Annotated in this window: 21 protein-coding genes and 1 tRNA gene; 5 read left to right on the top strand and 17 right to left on the bottom strand. The window is 71.2% G+C overall.

The window, feature by feature from the left end; translation table 11 throughout:
• Together FHP29_RS17410 and FHP29_RS17405 are read right to left on the bottom strand one after the other, a co-directional pair.
• The coding region (locus FHP29_RS17410; RefSeq protein WP_205014219.1) for a GNAT family N-acetyltransferase at positions 1-436 on the bottom strand (436 nt) is incomplete at its 3' end.
• Complete coding sequence (locus tag FHP29_RS17405; protein WP_139624126.1) at positions 429-1,817, bottom strand: cystathionine beta-synthase; 1,389 nt, start codon at positions 1,815-1,817, stop codon at positions 429-431. The genes FHP29_RS17410 and FHP29_RS17405, both read right to left, overlap by 8 nt.
• 50 nt (positions 1,818-1,867) lie before the next feature.
• On the opposite strand from FHP29_RS17405, the gene FHP29_RS17400 reads away from it, so the two are divergent.
• A complete protein-coding gene (locus FHP29_RS17400) occupies positions 1,868-2,920 on the top strand; it encodes an SGNH/GDSL hydrolase family protein (protein ID WP_139624125.1) in 1,053 nt (350 codons plus the stop codon).
• Between the two features lie 72 nt (positions 2,921-2,992).
• On the opposite strand, the gene FHP29_RS17395 is transcribed toward FHP29_RS17400, so the two are convergent.
• Together FHP29_RS17395 and FHP29_RS17390 are read right to left on the bottom strand one after the other, a co-directional pair.
• A complete protein-coding gene (locus FHP29_RS17395; protein ID WP_139624124.1) occupies positions 2,993-3,829 on the bottom strand; it encodes a Bax inhibitor-1/YccA family protein in 837 nt (278 codons plus the stop codon).
• Between the two features lie 131 nt (positions 3,830-3,960).
• The gene (locus FHP29_RS17390; protein ID WP_139624123.1) at positions 3,961-4,671 is read right to left on the bottom strand and encodes a class I SAM-dependent methyltransferase; all 711 of its coding nucleotides are present in this window, start codon (positions 4,669-4,671) and stop codon (positions 3,961-3,963) included.
• A 121-nt stretch (positions 4,672-4,792) separates the two neighbouring features.
• Here FHP29_RS17390 and FHP29_RS17385 point away from each other — a divergent pair, with 121 nt between their 5' ends.
• Both FHP29_RS17385 and FHP29_RS17380 read left to right on the top strand, forming a co-directional pair.
• The gene (locus tag FHP29_RS17385; RefSeq protein WP_139624122.1) at positions 4,793-5,431 is read left to right on the top strand and encodes a ClpP family protease; all 639 of its coding nucleotides are present in this window, start codon (positions 4,793-4,795) and stop codon (positions 5,429-5,431) included.
• Positions 5,428-6,039: a ClpP family protease gene (locus FHP29_RS17380; protein WP_139624121.1), complete on the top strand. Its 612-nt coding sequence runs from the start codon at positions 5,428-5,430 to the stop codon at positions 6,037-6,039. Before FHP29_RS17385 ends, FHP29_RS17380 begins: the two co-directional genes overlap by 4 nt.
• Positions 6,040-6,059: 20 nt before the next feature.
• Here the strand turns inward: FHP29_RS17380 and FHP29_RS17375 are convergent, their stop codons facing one another.
• The 7 genes from FHP29_RS17375 to FHP29_RS21835 all read right to left on the bottom strand — a co-directional run bounded on the left by FHP29_RS17375 (position 6,060) and on the right by FHP29_RS21835 (position 9,423).
• Complete coding sequence (locus FHP29_RS17375) at positions 6,060-6,350, bottom strand: helix-turn-helix domain-containing protein (protein ID WP_139624120.1); 291 nt, start codon at positions 6,348-6,350, stop codon at positions 6,060-6,062.
• A 485-nt stretch (positions 6,351-6,835) separates the two neighbouring features.
• Positions 6,836-7,198: a DUF6281 family protein gene (locus tag FHP29_RS17370; RefSeq protein ID WP_139624119.1), complete on the bottom strand. Its 363-nt coding sequence runs from the start codon at positions 7,196-7,198 to the stop codon at positions 6,836-6,838.
• A 135-nt stretch (positions 7,199-7,333) separates the two neighbouring features.
• Complete coding sequence (locus FHP29_RS17365; protein ID WP_139624118.1) at positions 7,334-7,678, bottom strand: hypothetical protein; 345 nt, start codon at positions 7,676-7,678, stop codon at positions 7,334-7,336.
• A gap of 243 nt (positions 7,679-7,921) precedes the next feature.
• Positions 7,922-8,000: transfer RNA gene (locus tag FHP29_RS17360), tRNA-Leu, on the bottom strand.
• Positions 7,991-8,461: an HNH endonuclease signature motif containing protein gene (locus FHP29_RS17355; RefSeq protein ID WP_139624117.1), complete on the bottom strand. Its 471-nt coding sequence runs from the start codon at positions 8,459-8,461 to the stop codon at positions 7,991-7,993. Before FHP29_RS17355 ends, FHP29_RS17360 begins: the two co-directional genes overlap by 10 nt.
• A 28-nt stretch (positions 8,462-8,489) precedes the next feature.
• Positions 8,490-9,284: a uracil-DNA glycosylase gene (locus tag FHP29_RS17350; protein WP_139624116.1), complete on the bottom strand. Its 795-nt coding sequence runs from the start codon at positions 9,282-9,284 to the stop codon at positions 8,490-8,492.
• 1 nt (position 9,285) lies between these two features.
• Positions 9,286-9,423: a hypothetical protein gene (locus FHP29_RS21835; RefSeq protein WP_158296614.1), complete on the bottom strand. Its 138-nt coding sequence runs from the start codon at positions 9,421-9,423 to the stop codon at positions 9,286-9,288.
• Positions 9,424-9,714: 291 nt separating this feature from the next.
• On the opposite strand from FHP29_RS21835, the gene FHP29_RS23150 reads away from it, so the two are divergent.
• A complete protein-coding gene (locus tag FHP29_RS23150; protein ID WP_275669456.1) occupies positions 9,715-9,840 on the top strand; it encodes a hypothetical protein in 126 nt (41 codons plus the stop codon).
• A gap of 82 nt (positions 9,841-9,922) precedes the next feature.
• On the opposite strand, the gene FHP29_RS17345 is transcribed toward FHP29_RS23150, so the two are convergent.
• The 6 genes from FHP29_RS17345 to FHP29_RS17320 form a co-directional block, all read right to left on the bottom strand.
• Positions 9,923-11,296: a helix-turn-helix domain-containing protein gene (locus tag FHP29_RS17345; RefSeq protein WP_139624115.1), complete on the bottom strand. Its 1,374-nt coding sequence runs from the start codon at positions 11,294-11,296 to the stop codon at positions 9,923-9,925.
• Between the two features lie 37 nt (positions 11,297-11,333).
• Positions 11,334-12,314 (bottom strand): Ppx/GppA phosphatase family protein, encoded by a 981-nt coding sequence (locus FHP29_RS17340; RefSeq protein ID WP_139624114.1) that lies wholly within the window; start codon positions 12,312-12,314, stop codon positions 11,334-11,336.
• A complete protein-coding gene (locus tag FHP29_RS17335; protein ID WP_420813441.1) occupies positions 12,307-12,837 on the bottom strand; it encodes a DUF501 domain-containing protein in 531 nt (176 codons plus the stop codon). Before FHP29_RS17335 ends, FHP29_RS17340 begins: the two co-directional genes overlap by 8 nt.
• The gene (locus FHP29_RS17330) at positions 12,834-13,442 is read right to left on the bottom strand and encodes an FtsB family cell division protein (RefSeq protein ID WP_139624112.1); all 609 of its coding nucleotides are present in this window, start codon (positions 13,440-13,442) and stop codon (positions 12,834-12,836) included. Before FHP29_RS17330 ends, FHP29_RS17335 begins: the two co-directional genes overlap by 4 nt.
• Positions 13,443-13,465: 23 nt before the next feature.
• A complete protein-coding gene (gene eno / locus FHP29_RS17325; RefSeq protein ID WP_139624111.1) occupies positions 13,466-14,743 on the bottom strand; it encodes a phosphopyruvate hydratase in 1,278 nt (425 codons plus the stop codon).
• A gap of 123 nt (positions 14,744-14,866) precedes the next feature.
• The gene (locus FHP29_RS17320; RefSeq protein ID WP_139624110.1) at positions 14,867-15,568 is read right to left on the bottom strand and encodes a ferritin-like fold-containing protein; all 702 of its coding nucleotides are present in this window, start codon (positions 15,566-15,568) and stop codon (positions 14,867-14,869) included.
• 263 nt (positions 15,569-15,831) lie between these two features.
• Here FHP29_RS17320 and FHP29_RS17315 point away from each other — a divergent pair.
• Positions 15,832-17,285: DEAD/DEAH box helicase (locus tag FHP29_RS17315; protein ID WP_139624329.1), on the top strand; the 1,454-nt coding region annotated here is incomplete at its 3' end.

Below are 17,285 nucleotides of genomic sequence, written 5' to 3'. Positions count from 1 at the left end.
CGGCCCACTCGACGCGGGCGTAGCCTCGCTCCACCGCGATCCGGGCCAGCGTCGACAGCAGGGTCCTGCCCAGTCCCCTCCCCCGCGCCTCGGGCTCGACGAACAGGTCCTCGAGGTAGATCCCCGGGGTGCCGGTCCACGTGGAGAAGGTGCGGAACCACAGCGCCATCGCCACCACGGCGCCGTCGGCCTCGCCGATGAGGACGCCCGCGACGGGGTCCTCGCCGAACAGCCAGCGTCGTAGGTCGTCCTCGGTCGTCGCGACCGCGTCGGGCTCCTTCTCGTACTCGGCGAGATCGCGGATCAGCCGGAGGATGTCGGGGACGTCCTCCGGCGTCGCGAGCCGGATCCCGTCCGGCAACCCCGTCCGCAGTCCGGTCGACAGCCCGGTCGACAGCCCGGTCGACAGCCCGGTCGACGGTCCCGGGTCAGCCACGGGCGAGGAAGTTGAGCAGGTCGTGCCGGGTCAGCACCCCGACCGGCTTGCCGTCCTCGTGGACGAGGACGGCGTCGGCCGACTCGAGGAGAGGGACGGCGGCGGTCGCGTCCTCGGTCGAGCCGATCGTCGGCAGGGCCGCGGACATGTGCTGCTCCACGGAGTCGGTCAGCCTCGCCTTGCCGGTGAACACGGCGTCGAGCAGGTCGCGCTCGGAGACCGAGCCGGCCACCTCGGCCGCCACGATCGGGGGCTCGGCCCGCACGACCGGCATCTGCGAGACGCCGTACTCCTGGAGGATCTGGACCGCCTCGGCGATCGTCTCGTTGGGGTGGGTGTGCACGAGCGCCGGCAGGCCGCCCGACTTGCTGTGCAGCACCTCCCCGACGGTCTGCGCGGGGCGCGGCTGGCCGGTGCTGAAGCCGTACTGCGCGAGCCAGTCGTCGTTGAAGACCTTGCTGAGGTAGCCGCGGCCCGAGTCGGGCAGCAGCACCACGACGACGGCGTCGTCCTGGCCCGCGGCGGCGAGCTCCTGGGCCAGCTGGCGCGCAGCGAAGGCCGCCATGCCGGAGGAGCCGCCGACGAGCATCGCCTCCTCGCGGGCGAGGCGGCGGGTGAAGGCGAACGAGTCGGCGTCGGACACCTCGATCACCCGGTCCGCGACCCCGCGGTCGTAGGTCTCGGGCCAGAAGTCCTCGCCGACGCCCTCGACGAGATAGGGGCGGCCGGTGCCGCCGGAGTACACCGAGCCCGCCGGGTCGGCGCCCACGACGACCACCTGCGGGTTCTGCTCCTTGAGGTAGCGGCCGACGCCGCTGATGGTGCCACCGGTGCCCATTCCGGTGACGAAGTGCGTGATCCGTCCCTCGGTCTGGCGCCAGATCTCCGGCCCGGTCTCCTCGTAGTGGGAGCGCGGGTTGTGCGGGTTGGAGTACTGGTCGGGCTTCCAGGCGCCGGGCTGGCTGGCGAGGCGGTCGGACACGTTGTAGTAGGAGTCGGGGTGCTCCGGCGCGACCGCGGTCGGGCAGACGACCACCTCGGCGCCGTACGCCTTGAGCACGTTGCGCTTGTCCTCGCTGACCTTGTCGGGGCACACGAAGATGCAGTGGTAGCCCTTCTGCTGGGCGACCATCGCGAGCCCGACGCCGGTGTTGCCGGAGGTGGGCTCGACGATCGTGCCGCCGGGCTGCAGGGCGCCGGACTCCTCGGCGGCCTCGATCATGCGGCTGGCGATGCGGTCCTTCACCGAACCGCCGGGGTTGAGGTATTCGACCTTCGCGAGCACCAGCGGTCCGCCGGTCTCGGGCAGGTCGAGGGAACGGTTGAGCCGGACCAGCGGGGTGTTGCCGATCAGCTCCAGCAGGGACTCGACGTACTCCATGTCCTCACCGTATCGGTCCGCGGTTGACGCGCACCTCCTACAGTTGCCGCGTGACGAAAGCGAGCGCTGCCCGGAAGCTGGCCGCCGCGGCGCTGTACGGCGGCGGCGGGCTGTCGGCCCTCGGCGCCGGGCTCTACGGCGTGCTGTCGGCGGAGGCGAAGCTGGCGCGCAAGACGATCGGGCCGGCCCGGGAGGACCCGCCGCCGGACGCGACCGGCTGGTACGGCCGCGGTCGCCCCGGTCCGGCGATCCGGATCGCACTGCTCGGCGACTCCAGCGCGGCCGGGTACGGCGCCGAGCGGGTCGAGGACACGCCCGGAGCACTGATCGCCACCGCGCTCGCCGAGCACGCCGACCGCCGCGTCTACCTGCGCGAGTTCTGCGTGGTCGGCGCCAAGTCGTCCGATCTCGCCGCCCAGGTCGACCGGGCCCTCCCGATCGAGCCGGACGTGGCCGTGATCCTCATCGGCGGCAACGACGTCACCCACACCGTGCGCCCCTCCCACTCGGTGCGCCACCTCTCCGACGGCGTACGCCGGCTGATCGCCGCGGGCGCGCAGGTCGTGGTCGGGACCTGCCCGGACCTCGGCACCGTCCAGCCCATCGCGCCGCCGCTGCGCCAGGTCGCTCGCGCCTGGTCCCGCCGGCTCGCGGCGGCCCAGACCATCGCGGTCATCGAGCAGGGCGGCCGGACCGTCTCCCTCGGCGACGTGCTCGGACCGGAGTTCGCGGCCGCGCCGGCGCTGCTGTTCGGGCCCGACCAGTTCCATCCCTCGGCCGACGGCTACAAGGCCCTGGCCGGGGTGCTGATCCCCTCCGTGCTCGCCGCGCTCGACCAGCAGGCGGAGGACGAGACCGTCCTCGAGGCGTTCCGCGGCGAGGGCGTGCTGCCCGTCATCCGCGCGGCGCTCAAGGCCGTCGAGGAGCCCGGCACCGAGCTCGACGGGACCGAGATCGGCGGACGCCGCGCCGGCATGCGCGGCCTCTGGGTGGAGCTGCGCCACCGCCGCTCGCGCCAGCACGTCCCCGGCGAGGCTCCCGCCGAGCACGAGGTGCACGACGGCGCCGGCGCCGAGCCCGTCCCCGCTGCCGAGACGGACTGAGCCGGCCCGGAACGCCGAACGGCCCCGGGCCCACCGAAGTGGGACCGGGGCCGTGGTACGACGTGCGAGGCGTCAGTCCTGCTGGAGGATGGCGAGGATCCGCAGCAGGTTGGTGTAGATCCAGACCAGGCTGACGAGCAGGCCGAACGAGGCCCGCCACGACTCGCGCTCCGGCAGGCCGTTGGCGATGCCCTGCTCGACGAAGTCGAAGTCGAGGATCAGCATGAACACGCCGAGCACGAGGCCGCCGATGGCGAAGATCAGACCCAGCGGACCGAAGCCGAACAGGCCGAGCTGGCTGCCGAAGAGGCCCAGGACGAGCTCCATCAGGCTGAGGGCGACCATGCCGAACATCGCGGCGATCACGAAGGTGCGGAACCTCTGACCGACCTTGATGTCGAAGAACTTGTACGCCGCCAGCGTGCCGGCGAAGGCCGCGAAGGTGCCGACCACGGCCTGCACGACGATGCCGCCGTACTGGTCGCTCGGGAACATCGTGTCGTAGAACTTGCTCAGGGCGCCCAGGGCAACGCCCTCGGCGACCGCGAACGCGAGCACGAGAGCGGGGCTGATCACCCGCTTGAACGAGTTGACCAGGGAGAGGACGAAGGCAGCGCCCGAGCCGATGATCAGCGCCATCGAGAGGGTGCCGACGGCCTCCTCGCTGTCGATGTCGGGCGTCAGGAACCAGGTCGCGGCGGCGGCGAGGATCGTCAGGCCGAGCGTGATCGCCGTCGACTGGACGACCGAGTCGATGGTCATCCGGCCCTGGCGGGCGGGCGCCTCGGGCGCGGGGTAGCCGGGCTGGGTGTAGCCGCCGTACTGCTGCTCCCCGAAGCCCTGGTAGGCAGCGGCTCCGGACCGGTTGAACTCCTCGTTGCGACGAAACACCGGGTTGTTGCTCTGCATGATCTCCTCCGCAGACTTGCGAGTCGTCGGGCGGCCACGGTGGCTGCCCACACCTACAGTCTAGGTGTCTCGATGATGAGGGAACGCGCGACGAGCGAGGAACGTTCCCCGAACTGCCCGATCCTCCCCGCTCAGCGTCGGCGCAGGCGCACCACGGTGTCGCGGACGACGAGCGGGCCGTCGGCGCTCTCCTGCTCGCGAACCGGTGTGTCGGCCACCTCGACCTCCCACGTCCCGTCCTTCCCGTCCGCCTCGCCGGGACGATCGACGCCGAGCGTCTCGAGGACACGGTCCGGCTCGAACATCAGTCCGGGCCCGTGGTCGTGACGTGCCCCGGTCGCGACGTCGTCGGGGTGGTGCGCCGTGACGAGCAGCCTGCCGCCGGGTGCCACCGCCTCCGCGATGCCCCGGTAGATCGCGGCGAAGTCGGGGACCGGGACGTGCAGGAAGCTGACGGTGACCAGGTCGAAGGTACGCCGACCGGCCGGCCGGGGGTCGGCGAGCGCGTCGTAGAAGCCGATCCGCAGCCGGTCGCCCACCCCCTGCTCGTCGGCGTGGGCGGCGACCTTGGCCAGCGCCACCTGGGACACGTCGACCGCCGTCACCCGCCAGCCCTGCTTGGCCAGCCAGACAGCGTCGGCGCCCTCGCCGCACGCGACATCGAGGGCGGTGCCGGGCTCGAGGTCGGCCACCTGCTCGACCAGGCGCTGGTTGGGCCTGCCGCTCCAGACGCGGTCGCTGCCGCCGTACCGCTCGTCCCAGAAGCCGGCGGTCAGGGCGTCGCGGAGCTCGGCAAGGGTCTGTCCCGATCGATGGTCGTGATGGCGCTCGTGGCGGTGCATGGCACCACTCTCCCGGTTCAGGTGGACCTGAAGTCAAGCGCGGCCTCTGCCGAGGGCAGCGGGCCGCTGCCGTGGGCGGATCAACCTGGTCCGCGGTCTCCGACGCGTCGACAGTGGGGCCATGAGCGACGACAACCGACCCCGCACCTTCGACGACCGGGCACGACGTGAGCTTCTCCAGCAGCGGGTGCTCATCCTCGACGGTACCCTCGACGACGACAACGGCGTGCTGTTGACGACCCAGCTGGTCGCGCTCGCGGCCGACGACCCCGGCGCCGAGATCGCGCTGTGGATCCACTCCCCCGGTGGCTCCGTCCCCGCGATGCTCGCGATCCGCGACGTGATGCGGCTGGTGCCGTGCGACGTGTCCACGCTCGCCCTCGGCATCGCCTGCAGCGCCGGCCAGTTCCTGCTCTCCTCCGGCACCCGCGGCAAGCGGAGAGCGCTGCCCCACGCTCGCGTCCTCATGCACCAGGGCTCCGCCGGGATCGCCGGCACGGCCGTCGACGTCGAGCTGCAGGCCCAGGATCTGCGCCATACCCGGGACACGGTGCTGGCCCTCATCGCCGAGGACACCGGGCAGCCGCTGGAGCGGGTGTTCGAGGACTCCCTCCACGACCGGTGGTACTCCGCGCAGCAGGCGGTGGACTACGGCTTCGTCGACGAGATCGTGGCGTCGTACGACGTGCTCGCGCCGCCACGCCGCGGGCCCGTCGGCCTCGGGACGTTCTCCGCGAGCGGGGCGGGAGCGGCGCGATGAGCAACTACCTGGTCCCCAACGTCATCGCCCAGCACCCGCGCGGCGAGCGGATCATGGACGTCTACTCCCACCTGCTGACCGAGCGGGTCGTCTACCTCGGCACCGCGATCGACGCGGGCGTCGCCAACGCGCTGGTGGCGCAACTGCTGCATCTCGAGGCCGACAACCCGGATCGGGACATCCAGCTCTACATCAACTGCGAGGGCGGCGACCCGAGCGCGATGCTGGCCGTCCACGACACCATGCAGTTCATCCGGCCGCCGGTCGCGACGACCTGCGTGGGCCAGGCGATCGCCGTGGGCGCGGTGCTGCTGGCTGCCGGGGCGGCCGGCCAGCGGGCGGCGCTCCCGCACGCCCGGGTCGTGCTCCACCAGCCGGCCGCACAGGGCCGGGGCGCGATCCCCGACCTCATCCTCCAGGCCGACGAGGTGGTGCGGGTGCGCGCGGACATCGAGGAGATCCTCGCCCGCCACACCGGCCGCGACACCGCGACCCTGCGCGCCGACACCGACCACGACCGGGTGTTCACGGCGCGCGCCGCCCAGGAGTACGGCCTGGTCGACCACGTGCTGACCGCGCGCGAGCCCGCGTTCGCGGCCGGGGCGTAGCCCCGATCTGTGGATCGAGGCTAGGCGGCGAGGGCGTAGACGGATCCGGAGACCTCGACCGGGCGGAGGTCGCCGGCCACCGAGGTCGTCAGGTCCAGCAGCGTCGTGCCGAGAGCACCGAGCACGGCGGCGATCATCTCGCTGCTGGGCTCCTTCACGCCGCGCTCGATCTCGGAGAGGTACTGCGGCGAGATGCCCGCCCTGCCGGCGGTCTCGGTCAGCGTCTCACCGCGCTCGCGGCGAAGGTCGCGCAGGCGCCGCCCCACCAGGTCCCGCCACAGCGGCTCCGCCGCCCTCTGCTCCTCGGCCATGCCTCATCGTAGGTCGGCGGGCCGTGGCGGATCCCGCTCTCCGCCGCGGTTCTGCTCTGAGCAGAAGGCGCGCGGGCGGTGCTGCGCGGGCAGTGGTGTGCTCCAACTGACGCAACATTGGAACCAATCTCTCTGGGATCGGGTGGAGCGTCTGGTGACGTGCGGGGTACCTGACGAGCCGCACGAGGACCGGACTCGGCCGGTGAAGCGCCCGCGACGACAGCATCAGCGCCGGTTGTCGGTCGAGGAGATGGATCGAGTGATCGAGGACTACTTGTCCGGGCTGTCAGCCAGAGCAACCGCCAAGAAACACGGCATCGGTACGCACGCTGTGCTGGAGAATCTTCGGGCGAGAGGGGGATCACGCCGCGAGCACATCCGTAGGTCGATTTGGCGGAACGGCGAAACGCGTTCCACGACTGGATCAGTTCACCGGACACCGGATGGGTCGACCGCACTCTTTGTAGTGCTGTCCCGCGAGCCCCTTACGAGAAGGCACTAACGATGCCTTCTCGTTCAGCCTCAGTCACCGAGTCCTCAACAAAGACTTGCCACGAATCCGAAACGCGAACGCCAAGCACGACGTCACTGTCGTATCCCTCGAACACCCAGCTCTGGACCTGATCGACGTCACCGTCGAACACCACTCCGGGAGGACTGGCGCCAACGTCCTCACACCGCCCCATCTGCGCAGTCGCGAACTTCTCGGCGGGCTTGTCATTCGTCATCGTTACCGCCGTGTACGTCCGGTTCTCAACGCGGATGACTGCGTCACAGTCGCCAGCCGATCGTTCACGGTCGGTCGAACATGCCATGACGCCCAACAGAAGGACGAGCGCGTTGAGCACCGCAAATCCTCTGGGCAGAGTCGTCGATCGTGCACCTTCCCGATGTCGGCTACCAACTCCATCAACCATGACTCTTGGACGTGGGCAGAGCGACATCGGTTCAGCAACGTTCGCGATCGCCGCTGAGCAGGACGCTCAGCCAAGGCGCAAGGCAGCACGCAGACCTGCGATGTCGCCCGCTCCCTTCCAGCCTGGATACTGGTTGTTCACCTCAGAACCCCACACGTTGTCGGCCGTGGCACCCGCCCGCTCAATGACGCGACCTTGAGGGCTCGGTTCATAGACCAGTCCGTTCGGCGCTCCGGAAGCAAACTTCAACTTCGAGGTGTAGCCAAACAAGGCGATCATTGTTCCCAATCCCAAAGACTTCTCGTAGGTCTTGGCGCTCAGGTTCGTTGGCCTGCGCACCACGAAGTAGGCGATATCGATTTCCTGCGCGCCGGGTTGCTGCTTCCAGACCTCATCAATCCGGACACCCACGCGGAGATGACGCTCGCCAGTTGCTCAACACGGCGGTGTTCACCGACTTCCAGGTCGACAGCGAGACCGACGACCCGGACAGCGCGCCCGTCGCGGCCCACGCGCCCCTAACCCCGGTCGTCAGGGCCGTCCCCGCCCAAGAGGGCGACAACGGGCCGGAAACGACCCCTTGCGACGCCCCCGGCACGGACGCGGAAACCCCCGCCGAGCTTTCGCTCGTCGGGGGTTCCAACCTGAATCATTTGGTGCGGGCGGTGGGATTCGAACCCACACGTTCGACAGGACTTTTAAGGTCCCCGGCTCGCCGTTGGCCTACGCCCGCTTACGGTTGCGACTGCGATATGTCGGAGTCTGAGCGTGACAGTTCGGACAGAGCAGCTCCAAGTTCTCAAGAGCGTTGTTGTTCGAGTTCCCGTCGCGGTGTTCGAGTTCCAATGGCATCGGCTGTCCCAGCCATTCGGTGCCGCCGCACTTGTTGCATCGTGCTTCGAAGATCCCTTCGCTGAGCAGACGAACCTTGAGGGGGTAGGAGCCAATGGGGAACCGATTGGACAGGTAATCGTCAAGAGACCGTCGCGGCCCCCTCACCACTCCCTTGCTCCACCCTTGGCCGCCGAAGTGCGAGGTGTCCAATCCAGCTCGTGCGATCGCGCCACGAACGGTGGCGTAGTTGCCGCCGGCCACCCTCAACCCGAGACGACCGATCACCTGCGCCAGTGAGAACGATGCCGCGACTGCGGCTTCCAGTTCCTCATCACTCCAGCGTCGCCTCCGTGCCGGCATGCCTGAGAGTATGTCCACCGCTCTCCGTCTATCGACTCCGAAGACCTTTCGACACCGTCGCAGGTAGGTCTGGCGAAGACTGTTGTTCCCGCTGCTCGGCTGTGTCAGCAAGCTCCCGCGCCCGCCGCAGCACCGCGTCGGTCATCGGCTCGGTCAGCCGTCCGGTGAAGGTGTTGTGGGGGCTGGGGTGGAAGCAGCCGAGCAGCACGACGTCGCCCCCCGTACGACGGCGCCGGGGCCGGGCCAGCACGATCTCGGCGTCGTGCGCGAACCGCGGCCGGGGTCGCGGCACGTCCCAGCCGGCGCGGGCGAGCGCGTCCAACGAGGCCTGCCAGCCGATGGCACCGAGCGCGACCACCACCCGCAGGGTCGGGGTGAGGATCGCCAGCTCGCGGTCCAGCCAGGGCGCGCAGTTGGCCCGCTCCTCGGGTGTGGGCCTGTTGGCGGGCGGCGCGCAGCGGACGGGCGCGGCCATCCGGACGTCGTACAGCTCCATCCCGTCGCCGACGCCGACGCTCTCGGTCCGGCTCGCGAGCCCGACCCGGTGCAGCGAGGCGAACAGCCAGTCGCCGGACCGGTCTCCGGTGAACATCCGGCCGGTCCGGTTGCCACCGTGCGCGGCCGGCGCGAGCCCGGCGAGCAGGATGCGGGCGTCGGCCGGCCCGAACCCGGGCACCGGTCGCGCCCAGTAGTCCTCGTCGGCGTACGACGCCCGCTTCTCGCTGGCCGCCAGCTCGCGCCAGGCGACCAGGCGCGGACACTTCCGGCAGCGGACGATGCGCGCGTCCAGCCGCGCCATCGCCTCCGCCGGAGCCTCACCCATGTCAGAACTGCACCAGGAACCGGGCGATCCCGTCGAGGATGTCGCTCTCCGCGACGGTGACCTTCGCGACTTCAGGCATCTGGCCTGCCGCGGGGGTGGGCGGTGGGCCGACGGCGACCCTCCGCCGGCACCGCTCCATGTGATTCACCCTGCACTCATCGCGCCGTGGCCCCTCGCTGGAGCGAAACTCCATCGAGGGTGTCGCCGCGTCGGGCACCCGAGAAGCCCGGCGTGGACAGCGGGATCGCTCTCGCGATGCCGGGGCCGTCGCCACAAGTGCGGCACGTGCTGCCGCCGTTCCGATCGACAACTGCTCGAGCACCGTATCACCATTCCATTCCATTCATTGCCGAAATGTGACAATCTCATTGTCAAATCCCGGGACGCGACGCCCGGTTGGTCGTGTCCACTACCGACCAGGAGCAACCCCATGAAGACTCGCAAGATCCTCGCCGCCACCGCCGCCGCTCTCGCCGCCACCCTGGCCGTCTCGGTGGCAGCACCGTCCGCCGGGCCGTCGATCGTGCTGGCGGACCGCCCCTCCGGCTGCTGCTAGGACGAGCCGGGCGCGTCCCCCCGGGACGCGCCCGGACACCGGCATCGGCTGACCGGCACCCGAGCGGCGCTCGCGGAAGGGCTCAGGTCGCGTCCTCGTACACGCGGCGGCGAACCCGGTCGCGCAACTGGAGCCCACTGGCGCGCGCCGCCGCCTTGAGCGCGCCATGAGCTCCTTCGGCGTCGTCCAGCAGGTCGAACAGCTCAGCGAGCTCACACCAGGCCTGGGCGACCCACCGGTCGGCACCGTCGAGCGAGCCGAGGAGGGCGGCAGCCTCCCGGCAGACCGCGATGGCCTCGTCGTTGCGGCCGAGCTCCGCGAGCGCCTCCGCGTGCGCGATCGCGGCCTCCGCGCCGCCGAGCGAGGCACTTCCGGGATTCGCCACTCTCGCCGCAACGGCCACGTCGAGCGCCTGATCGGGACGTCCGTCGACCACCAGCGCGCGGGCCAGGAGGACCTGCGCCTGGGCGACCTCGGCGAGTGAGGCGCTCGTGCCGCGCAGCTCCTGGTTCGCACGCTCGAGCTGAGCGAGGGCGAGCCCGGCATCCGGGGGGTCGAGCCGGAGCTGCAGCCGGCCGAGCTCGAGCCGCAGCCGCGCGAGGTTGCGGCTGTCCTGACCCTCCCCGAGCAGGGCGAGCGCACGCGTGGCCAGGGTCAGCGCGGCCTGGATGTCTCCGCGCTCGGAGTAGGTGATGCTGGCGTTCCAGTAGGCGGCGCTCCGCGCGGTCGGGGAGCCGGTCTGCTCGGCGAGGGCGATGGCGTCCGTGCAGATCCGGGTCGCGCGGCGGAGGTCGCCGCGCTCGAGGTAGGCGAGCACCACGGTCATGGCCAGCTGGACGGCTTCGTCGGTGCGTCCGAGACCGCTCGACTCGATTTCCGGTCGGATCCGGTCGCCGATCTCGATGGCCAGACCCAGGTCCCCGGCCTCGCGATAGCACCTGCTCAGCGCGATGCCGCACCGGATGGCGTCCAGGCCGCGGACGTCGGCGAGCAATGTCTCGAACTCGAGGATCGCGGCGTCGAGCCGGCCCAGGGCCTCCTGCGCCCGTGCGACGACGAACCTGCCCCGGACGATCAGGTCGGTGAGCGAGAGCCCCTCGGCGCGGGTCAGGGCGTGGCGGGCCTGGCTCTCGGCATCGACCGGCTCACCGTTCTCCAAGGCGAGCTCGGCATAGGTGAGCGCGAGCCGGATCTCATCGACCTGGTCCTCGGAAGCACCCACGAGGATCTCGCTCATCGAGATGCCCAGCCGATCGCAGATCGTCGTGATCGCCGCGAGCGTGGGACGACGATCTCCGGTCTCGATCCGCGACACATAGCCGACCGAGTACGCCTCCCCGGCGAGCTCGGTCTGGTTGAGTCCCCGCGCGAGTCTCGCCGAGCGCACGCGGGAGCCCAGGACGGCCGGATCGACCGTCCTCAGGGTCTGCGCCCACCGCATGTCCGCCTGACTCACACAACTGATCCTAGGCGAATTCCTGTCACATCGACTGTCAAATCGGTGGGGAGACCCGGAGTCCACCCGTCTGCTCGTCGATCGCCGCCCGCACCAGGGACCAGGCGATCCCGTCGAGGATGTCGGTCTCCGCGACCGTGACCGTGTCGACGCTCACCCGCCGCAGGATGCGGGACACGATCAGGGCGCCCGCGTCGATGACGTCGGCGCGTCCCGGGTGCATCCAGCCGAGCGCGCGGCGCTCGGCGACGCTCAGGGCGAGCAGACGGTCGACCTGGGCCTGCACGTCGGGGACCGCGAGCACCCGCCCGTGGATCAGGGCCCGGTCGTAGGCCTGGAGGCCGAGTGCTCCGGCCGCGATCGTGGTGTTGGTGCCCGCGATCGCCAGCACCGACCGGGCGACGGCAGGGTCGACCGGGCTGGTGTCGAGGGCGGCGTCGATGTCGGCGACCACGGCCGCGATCTCCTCCGGCGTGATCGGGTCGTGCCGCACGTGCCGCTCGTGGAGACGCACCGAGCCGATGTCCATCGAGTGCGCCGCGGTGGGACCGGCCGAGCCGTCGCCCAGGATCAGCTCGGTGGAGCCGCCGCCGATGTCGACCACGAGTGCTGGAGCGAGGACCTCAGCGGCGGTCGCGGCCAGCCCGCGGACGGCGCCGTCGAACGCCAGGCGCGCCTCCTCCGCGCCCGAGAGCACCTCGGGGTCGACTCCCAGCCGGGCCCGGACGCCGGCGGTGAACTCGCCGGAGTTCGCCGCGTCACGGGTGGCCGAGGTGGCACAGAACCGGATCCGCTCGGAGGAGACGCCGGCCTCGCGGATGATCGCGGCGAACTCGTCGATCGCCTCCCACGCCCGCTCCAGCGCCTCCGGGGACAGCCGACCCGTCGCGTCGACGCCCTGGCCGAGGCGGATCATCCGGCTCTCGCGGCGCACGCCGTCCGGCTCGTCCGCGGGATCGCCGACGAGCAGCTTGATCGTGTTGGTGCCGCAGTCGATCGCGGCGACCGGCTCACTCATCCGCGTCGTCGTCGCCGGGCGACACGCACGGCCCCTTGGCCCACCAGTCGCCGAGGATCTCCAGCACCTCGTCGCCGAGCGGGTTCACGCCCGGCCCGGCCGCCAGCGCGTGGCCGGCGAGGACGTGCAGGCACTTGACCCGGTCCGGCATGCCGCCGGCGGAGATGCCCTCGATCTCGGGGACGTCGAAGTCCCCGGCCTCGCCGATCGCGGCTCGGTCGGCGAGATAGGCCTCGTGGGCCGCGCGGTAGCCGGCGGCGAGCTCGGGGTCGGAGCCGAGCCGGTCCTGCATCTCCCGCATCAACCCGGACGCCTCGAGCGTCCCGATCCTCGAGTTCACGCGCGGGCAGGTCAGGTAGTAGGTCGTCGGGAAGGGCGTCCCGTTGGGGAGCCGCGGCTCCGTCGCCACCACGTCGGGGTTGCCGCACGGGCACCGGTGACCGATCGCGTGGACACCCCGCGGGGCCCTCCCGAGCTGGGCCGCGATGACCGCCTCGTCCGTGCTGGTCATGGCGTCACTCACTGCTCGAGGTCCTCCTTGGGAGCCTTGATCTCGTCCTTCGGGTCGCGCACCTTGGTCGGCGGGTCGCCGGCGATCTTCATCGACTCCCAGGCGTCGGAGTACCACGGCCGCTGGTCGGGATCCGCGACCTGCTCGGGGTCGGCGAGCTCGACGGAGGCGTCGAGCGGGTCGCCGTTGGCGTCGACCACGACGAACGGCGTCTCCCCCCGGGCGACGTAGCCGAACCGGGCCCGGGCCTGCTGGGCGACATAGGCCGGGTCCTCCCAGCGCCTCTTCTCGTCGCGCAGGTCGTCGATCTTGGCCTCGCGCTCGGAGATCTGCGCCTCGAGCGCGGTGATGTTGCCCCGCTGCTGCAGGTAGGCGCGCAGGGAGGAGGCGTAAGAGACGGCGAGCACGGCGAGCACCAGCACGAGGATCGCCGCGCGACTGGTCAACCGCGCCTTGTGCTGGTGCTCGCTCCGGGCGCGGACCAAGGCGGCCTCCCGCTCCCGGGCGGCCAGCTTGCGCTCGGCCTTGAGCCGCTCGGCGTACCGTGGCCCGGACCGCCCCGCGACGGGGCGGCCCGGCTTGCGGGAGGTACGGCGGTCGCCCGGTGTCACGGCCATGGCGCGGCTCCTGGTCGGATCGTTCAGCCCTGGTAGCGCGGGAACGCGCCGGCGCCGGCGTACCGCGCCGCGTCGCCGAGCTCGTCCTCGATGCGCAGGAGCTGGTTGTACTTCGCGACCCGCTCGGACCGCGCCGGGGCGCCGGTCTTGATCTGGCCGCAGTTGGTCGCGACCGCGAGGTCGGCGATCGTGGTGTCCTCGGTCTCGCCCGAGCGGTGGCTCATCATGTTGCGGAAGCCGTTGCGGTGCGCGAGCTCGACGGCGTCGAGGGTCTCGGTGAGCGAGCCGATCTGGTTGACCTTGACCAGCATCGCGTTGGCCTGGCCGCCGGTGATGCCGCGCTGCAGGCGCTCGACGTTGGTGACGAACAGGTCGTCCCCGACGAGCTGGGTCTTGGCGCCGAGCTGGTCGGTGATGGCCTTCCAGCCGTCCCAGTCGTCCTCGTCGAGCGGGTCCTCGATGCTGACGATCGGGTACGACGCGACGAGGTCGGCGTAGTAGGCGATCATCTCGTCGGCCGACTTCTGGGTGCCCTCGAAGGTGTAGGCCCCGCCGTCGCAGAACTCGGAGGCGGCGACGTCGAGCGCGAGCACGACGTCCCTGCCGAGCTCGTAGCCCGCCTTGGCGACCGCCTCGGCGATCAGGTCGAGCGCGGCGCGGTTGGACTCGAGGTTGGGGGCGAAGCCGCCCTCGTCGCCGAGACCGGTCGCGAGGCCCTTGTCCTTGAGGACCGACTTGAGCGCGTGGTAGATCTCCGCGCCGACCCGCAGCGCGTCGCGGAAGGTCGGTGCGCCGATCGGCGCGATCATGAACTCCTGGATGTCGACGTTGGAGTCCGCGTGGGAGCCGCCGTTGAGGATGTTCATCATCGGCACCGGCAGCAGGTGGGCGTTCGGCCCGCCGACGTAGCGGTAGAGCGGCAGCTCCGCGGAGTCGGCCGCCGCGCGGGCCACGGCGAGCGAGACGCCGAGGATCGCGTTGGCGCCGACCTGCGCCTTGTTGGGGGTCCCGTCGACCGCGAGCAGGGTCTGGTCGATCAGCCGCTGGTCGGCCGCGTCGAGTCCCTCGATGGCCGGGCCGAGCCGCTGGATGACGGCGTCGACGGCCTTCTGCACGCCCTTGCCGGCGTACCGGTCGCCGCCGTCGCGCAGCTCGACGGCCTCGAAGGCTCCGGTGGAGGCGCCGCTGGGCACGGCGGCCCGGGCGAAGGACCCGTCGTCGAGGAGGACCTCGACCTCGACGGTGGGGTTGCCGCGGGAGTCGAGGATCTCGCGGGCTCCGACGGCTTCGATCGCTGCCACGTGTAGTGCTCCTGAGGTCGGGGACGGGCTGGTCGCCAGCCTAGACCGCTCGGCGCCCCGTGCCGGGGAGCACCCACCGGGCGTGGGACGTCGACCGGCGAGGCTCCCGAGTGGAGTCTCGGGTCAGGCCTCGAGGCCCAGCTCGGCCATCCGCGCCAGGTGACGCTCGGTGAGCCGGGTGAACATCCGGCCCATCGCGGCGAGGTCGAGACCCGGGCGGTCGACGCCGCCGGCGAGCAGGGCGGTGAGCGCGTCGCGGTCGGCGGCGACCCGCTGGGCCTGGGTGAGCGCCTCGCCCATCAGCCGCCGTCCCCACAGCGCCAGCCGGCCGCCGAGCCGGGCGTCGTCGGCTATCGCGGCGCGGACCCGGTCGACGACGAAGGTCGCATGGGTGCCCTCCTCCATCGAGGAGACGACCAGGTCGCGGGTCTCGGGGTCGAGATAGGCCGCGATCTCGCGGTAGAAGTCGTTGGCGAGCCCGTCGCCGACGTACGCCTTGACCAGGCCTTCGTACCAGTCGGCGGGCGCCGTGTGCCGGTGGAACTCGTCGAGCGGCTCGCGGAAGGGGATCATCGCGTGGAACGGATCGGCGCCGAGGGCGCGGATCCGGTCGTGGAGGGCGTGCACCTTGGTCAGCTCACCGCTGGCCATCGTGGCGAGGTCGAACTTGTCGGCCAGGCTCGGAGCCAGCTTGGCGTCCTCGGCGAGACGCTCGAAGGCGGAGATCTCGCCGTAGGCGATCGCCGCCAGCAGGTCGATCACGGCCTCGCGGTAGGCCGGGTCGGCGTCGGCACCCAGAACGGTCGTGTCGGCGGATTCAGCCATGCCTGCAGCGTACAAGTAGACTCAGGGGCGCGAGAGCCTGACCGACCCCTCGGGGGAGGCGGGGCCCGCCGGGCGACCTGCCCACCGTATGTGCGCGGCTGAGTGTGAATCAGCCGCATCGAATCTGGCGCCATGCCAACCGGCTGACGACACTCACGAAAGCGAACAGAACACTGACTTCCAACGACACCACCGCGCCGTCGACCGATGAGACCCCCGCCGCCGAGGCGGCGAGCACGCCGACCTTCCGCGACCTGGGCGTCATGCCGCAGATCTGCGACGCGCTCGACCGGGCCGGGATCACCCACCCGTTCGCGATCCAGGAGATGACCCTCTCCGTCGCACTGCTCGGCACCGACCTCATCGGCCAGGCGCGCACCGGAACCGGCAAGACGCTGGCCTTCGGCATCCCGGTCATCCAGCGCAGCGTCGCCCCTGGCGACCCCGACTACTCCGAGATCCCGCAGGGCAAGCCGCAGGCGCTCATCGTCGCGCCCACCCGCGAGCTCGCCCTCCAGGTCTCCAGCGACCTCCACCTCGCCTCCAAGGACCGCGGCCTGCGCGTGCTCACCGTCTACGGCGGCGTCGGCTACGACCAGCAGGTCGAGGCGCTCGAGTCCGGCGTCGACATCGTCGTCGGTACGCCGGGCCGGCTGATCGACCTCGCCAACCGCCGCGACCTCGACCTCTCCCACGTGCACGCCCTGGTCCTCGACGAGGCCGATGAGATGCTCGACCTGGGCTTCCTGCCCGACGTGGAGCGGCTGCTGCGGCTCACCCCCGAGACCCGACAGACCATGCTGTTCTCGGCGACCATGCCGGCCGCGATCGTCTCGCTGGCCCGCATCCACATGCGCCACCCGATGAACATCCGCGCCGAGTCGTCGTACGAGAACGCGACCGTCCCGGCCACCGCCCAGTTCATCTACCTGGCCCACGACCTCGACAAGCCCGAGATCATCGGCCGGGTCCTGCAGGCCGAGGACGCCGGCCGGGTCGTCGTCTTCACCCGCACCAAGCGTCAGGCCCAGCGCGTCGCCGACGATCTCGTCGAGCGGGGCTTCAAGGCCAGCCCGCTGCACGGCGACATGGCCCAGGTCGCCCGCGAGAAGGCCATGGCGCGCTTCCGCGAGGACAAGATCCAGGTCCTCGTCGCCACCGACGTCGCCGCCCGCGGCATCGACGTCGCCGGCGTCAGCCACGTCATCAACTACACCTGCCCCGAGGACGACAAGACCTACGTCCACCGGATCGGGCGGACCGGCCGTGCCGGCGCCTCGGGCATCGCGATCACGCTGGTCGACGCGACCGACGTGCACCGCTGGAAGATGATCAACAAGGCGCTCGACCTGCCCTTCGACGAGCCGCTCGAGACCTACTCCACCTCCGAGCACCTCTACCACGACCAGGGCATCGCCCCGGGCACCAAGGGCCGGATCGCTCCCCCGGCTCCTCCCGCGCCCCGCGCCGAGCGCTCCGAGCGGTCGGGTGAGCGCTCCGGCGAGCGGCGCTCGAGTGAGCGCAACCGGACGCGCACCCGCACCCGGACCCGCAGCGGCCAGCCCGTCGACGGTGGCGCCGAGTCCGCCTCGGGACCGAAGGCCGCGGCTCCCGCCGCAGGCGAGGGGTCGGCCGAGGGCGGCGAGCGGTCCGCCAACCGCAACCGTCGTCGTCGCCGTCGCGGCGGCAGTGGTGGCAGCGGTGGCGCAGGCGGCGC

The sequence above is a fragment of the Nocardioides albidus genome (assembly GCF_006335005.1).
GTDB lineage: Bacteria > Actinomycetota > Actinomycetes > Propionibacteriales > Nocardioidaceae > Nocardioides > Nocardioides albidus.
This window is presented reverse-complemented; position numbering and strand designations above follow the sequence as displayed.

Excerpts from the sequence above, each read along its gene's own strand:
- FHP29_RS17355 (WP_139624117.1), bottom strand. The coding sequence starts at position 8,461 with ATGCCGGCACGGAGGCGACGCTGGAGTGATGAGGAACTGGAAGCCGCA.
- FHP29_RS17385 (WP_139624122.1), top strand. The coding sequence starts at position 4,793 with ATGAGCGACGACAACCGACCCCGCACCTTCGACGACCGGGCACGACGT.
- FHP29_RS17390 (WP_139624123.1), bottom strand. The coding sequence starts at position 4,671 with ATGCACCGCCACGAGCGCCATCACGACCATCGATCGGGACAGACCCTT.
- FHP29_RS17320 (WP_139624110.1), bottom strand. The coding sequence starts at position 15,568 with ATGGCTGAATCCGCCGACACGACCGTTCTGGGTGCCGACGCCGACCCG.
- FHP29_RS17350 (WP_139624116.1), bottom strand. The coding sequence starts at position 9,284 with ATGGGTGAGGCTCCGGCGGAGGCGATGGCGCGGCTGGACGCGCGCATC.
- FHP29_RS17340 (WP_139624114.1), bottom strand. The coding sequence starts at position 12,314 with ATGAGTGAGCCGGTCGCCGCGATCGACTGCGGCACCAACACGATCAAG.
- FHP29_RS17330 (WP_139624112.1), bottom strand. The coding sequence starts at position 13,442 with ATGGCCGTGACACCGGGCGACCGCCGTACCTCCCGCAAGCCGGGCCGC.
- FHP29_RS17395 (WP_139624124.1), bottom strand. The coding sequence starts at position 3,829 with ATGCAGAGCAACAACCCGGTGTTTCGTCGCAACGAGGAGTTCAACCGG.
- FHP29_RS17375 (WP_139624120.1), bottom strand. The coding sequence starts at position 6,350 with ATGGCCGAGGAGCAGAGGGCGGCGGAGCCGCTGTGGCGGGACCTGGTG.
- FHP29_RS17380 (WP_139624121.1), top strand. The coding sequence starts at position 5,428 with ATGAGCAACTACCTGGTCCCCAACGTCATCGCCCAGCACCCGCGCGGC.
- FHP29_RS21835 (WP_158296614.1), bottom strand. The coding sequence starts at position 9,423 with ATGGAGCGGTGCCGGCGGAGGGTCGCCGTCGGCCCACCGCCCACCCCC.
- FHP29_RS17405 (WP_139624126.1), bottom strand. The coding sequence starts at position 1,817 with ATGGAGTACGTCGAGTCCCTGCTGGAGCTGATCGGCAACACCCCGCTG.
- FHP29_RS23150 (WP_275669456.1), top strand. The coding sequence starts at position 9,715 with ATGAAGACTCGCAAGATCCTCGCCGCCACCGCCGCCGCTCTCGCCGCC.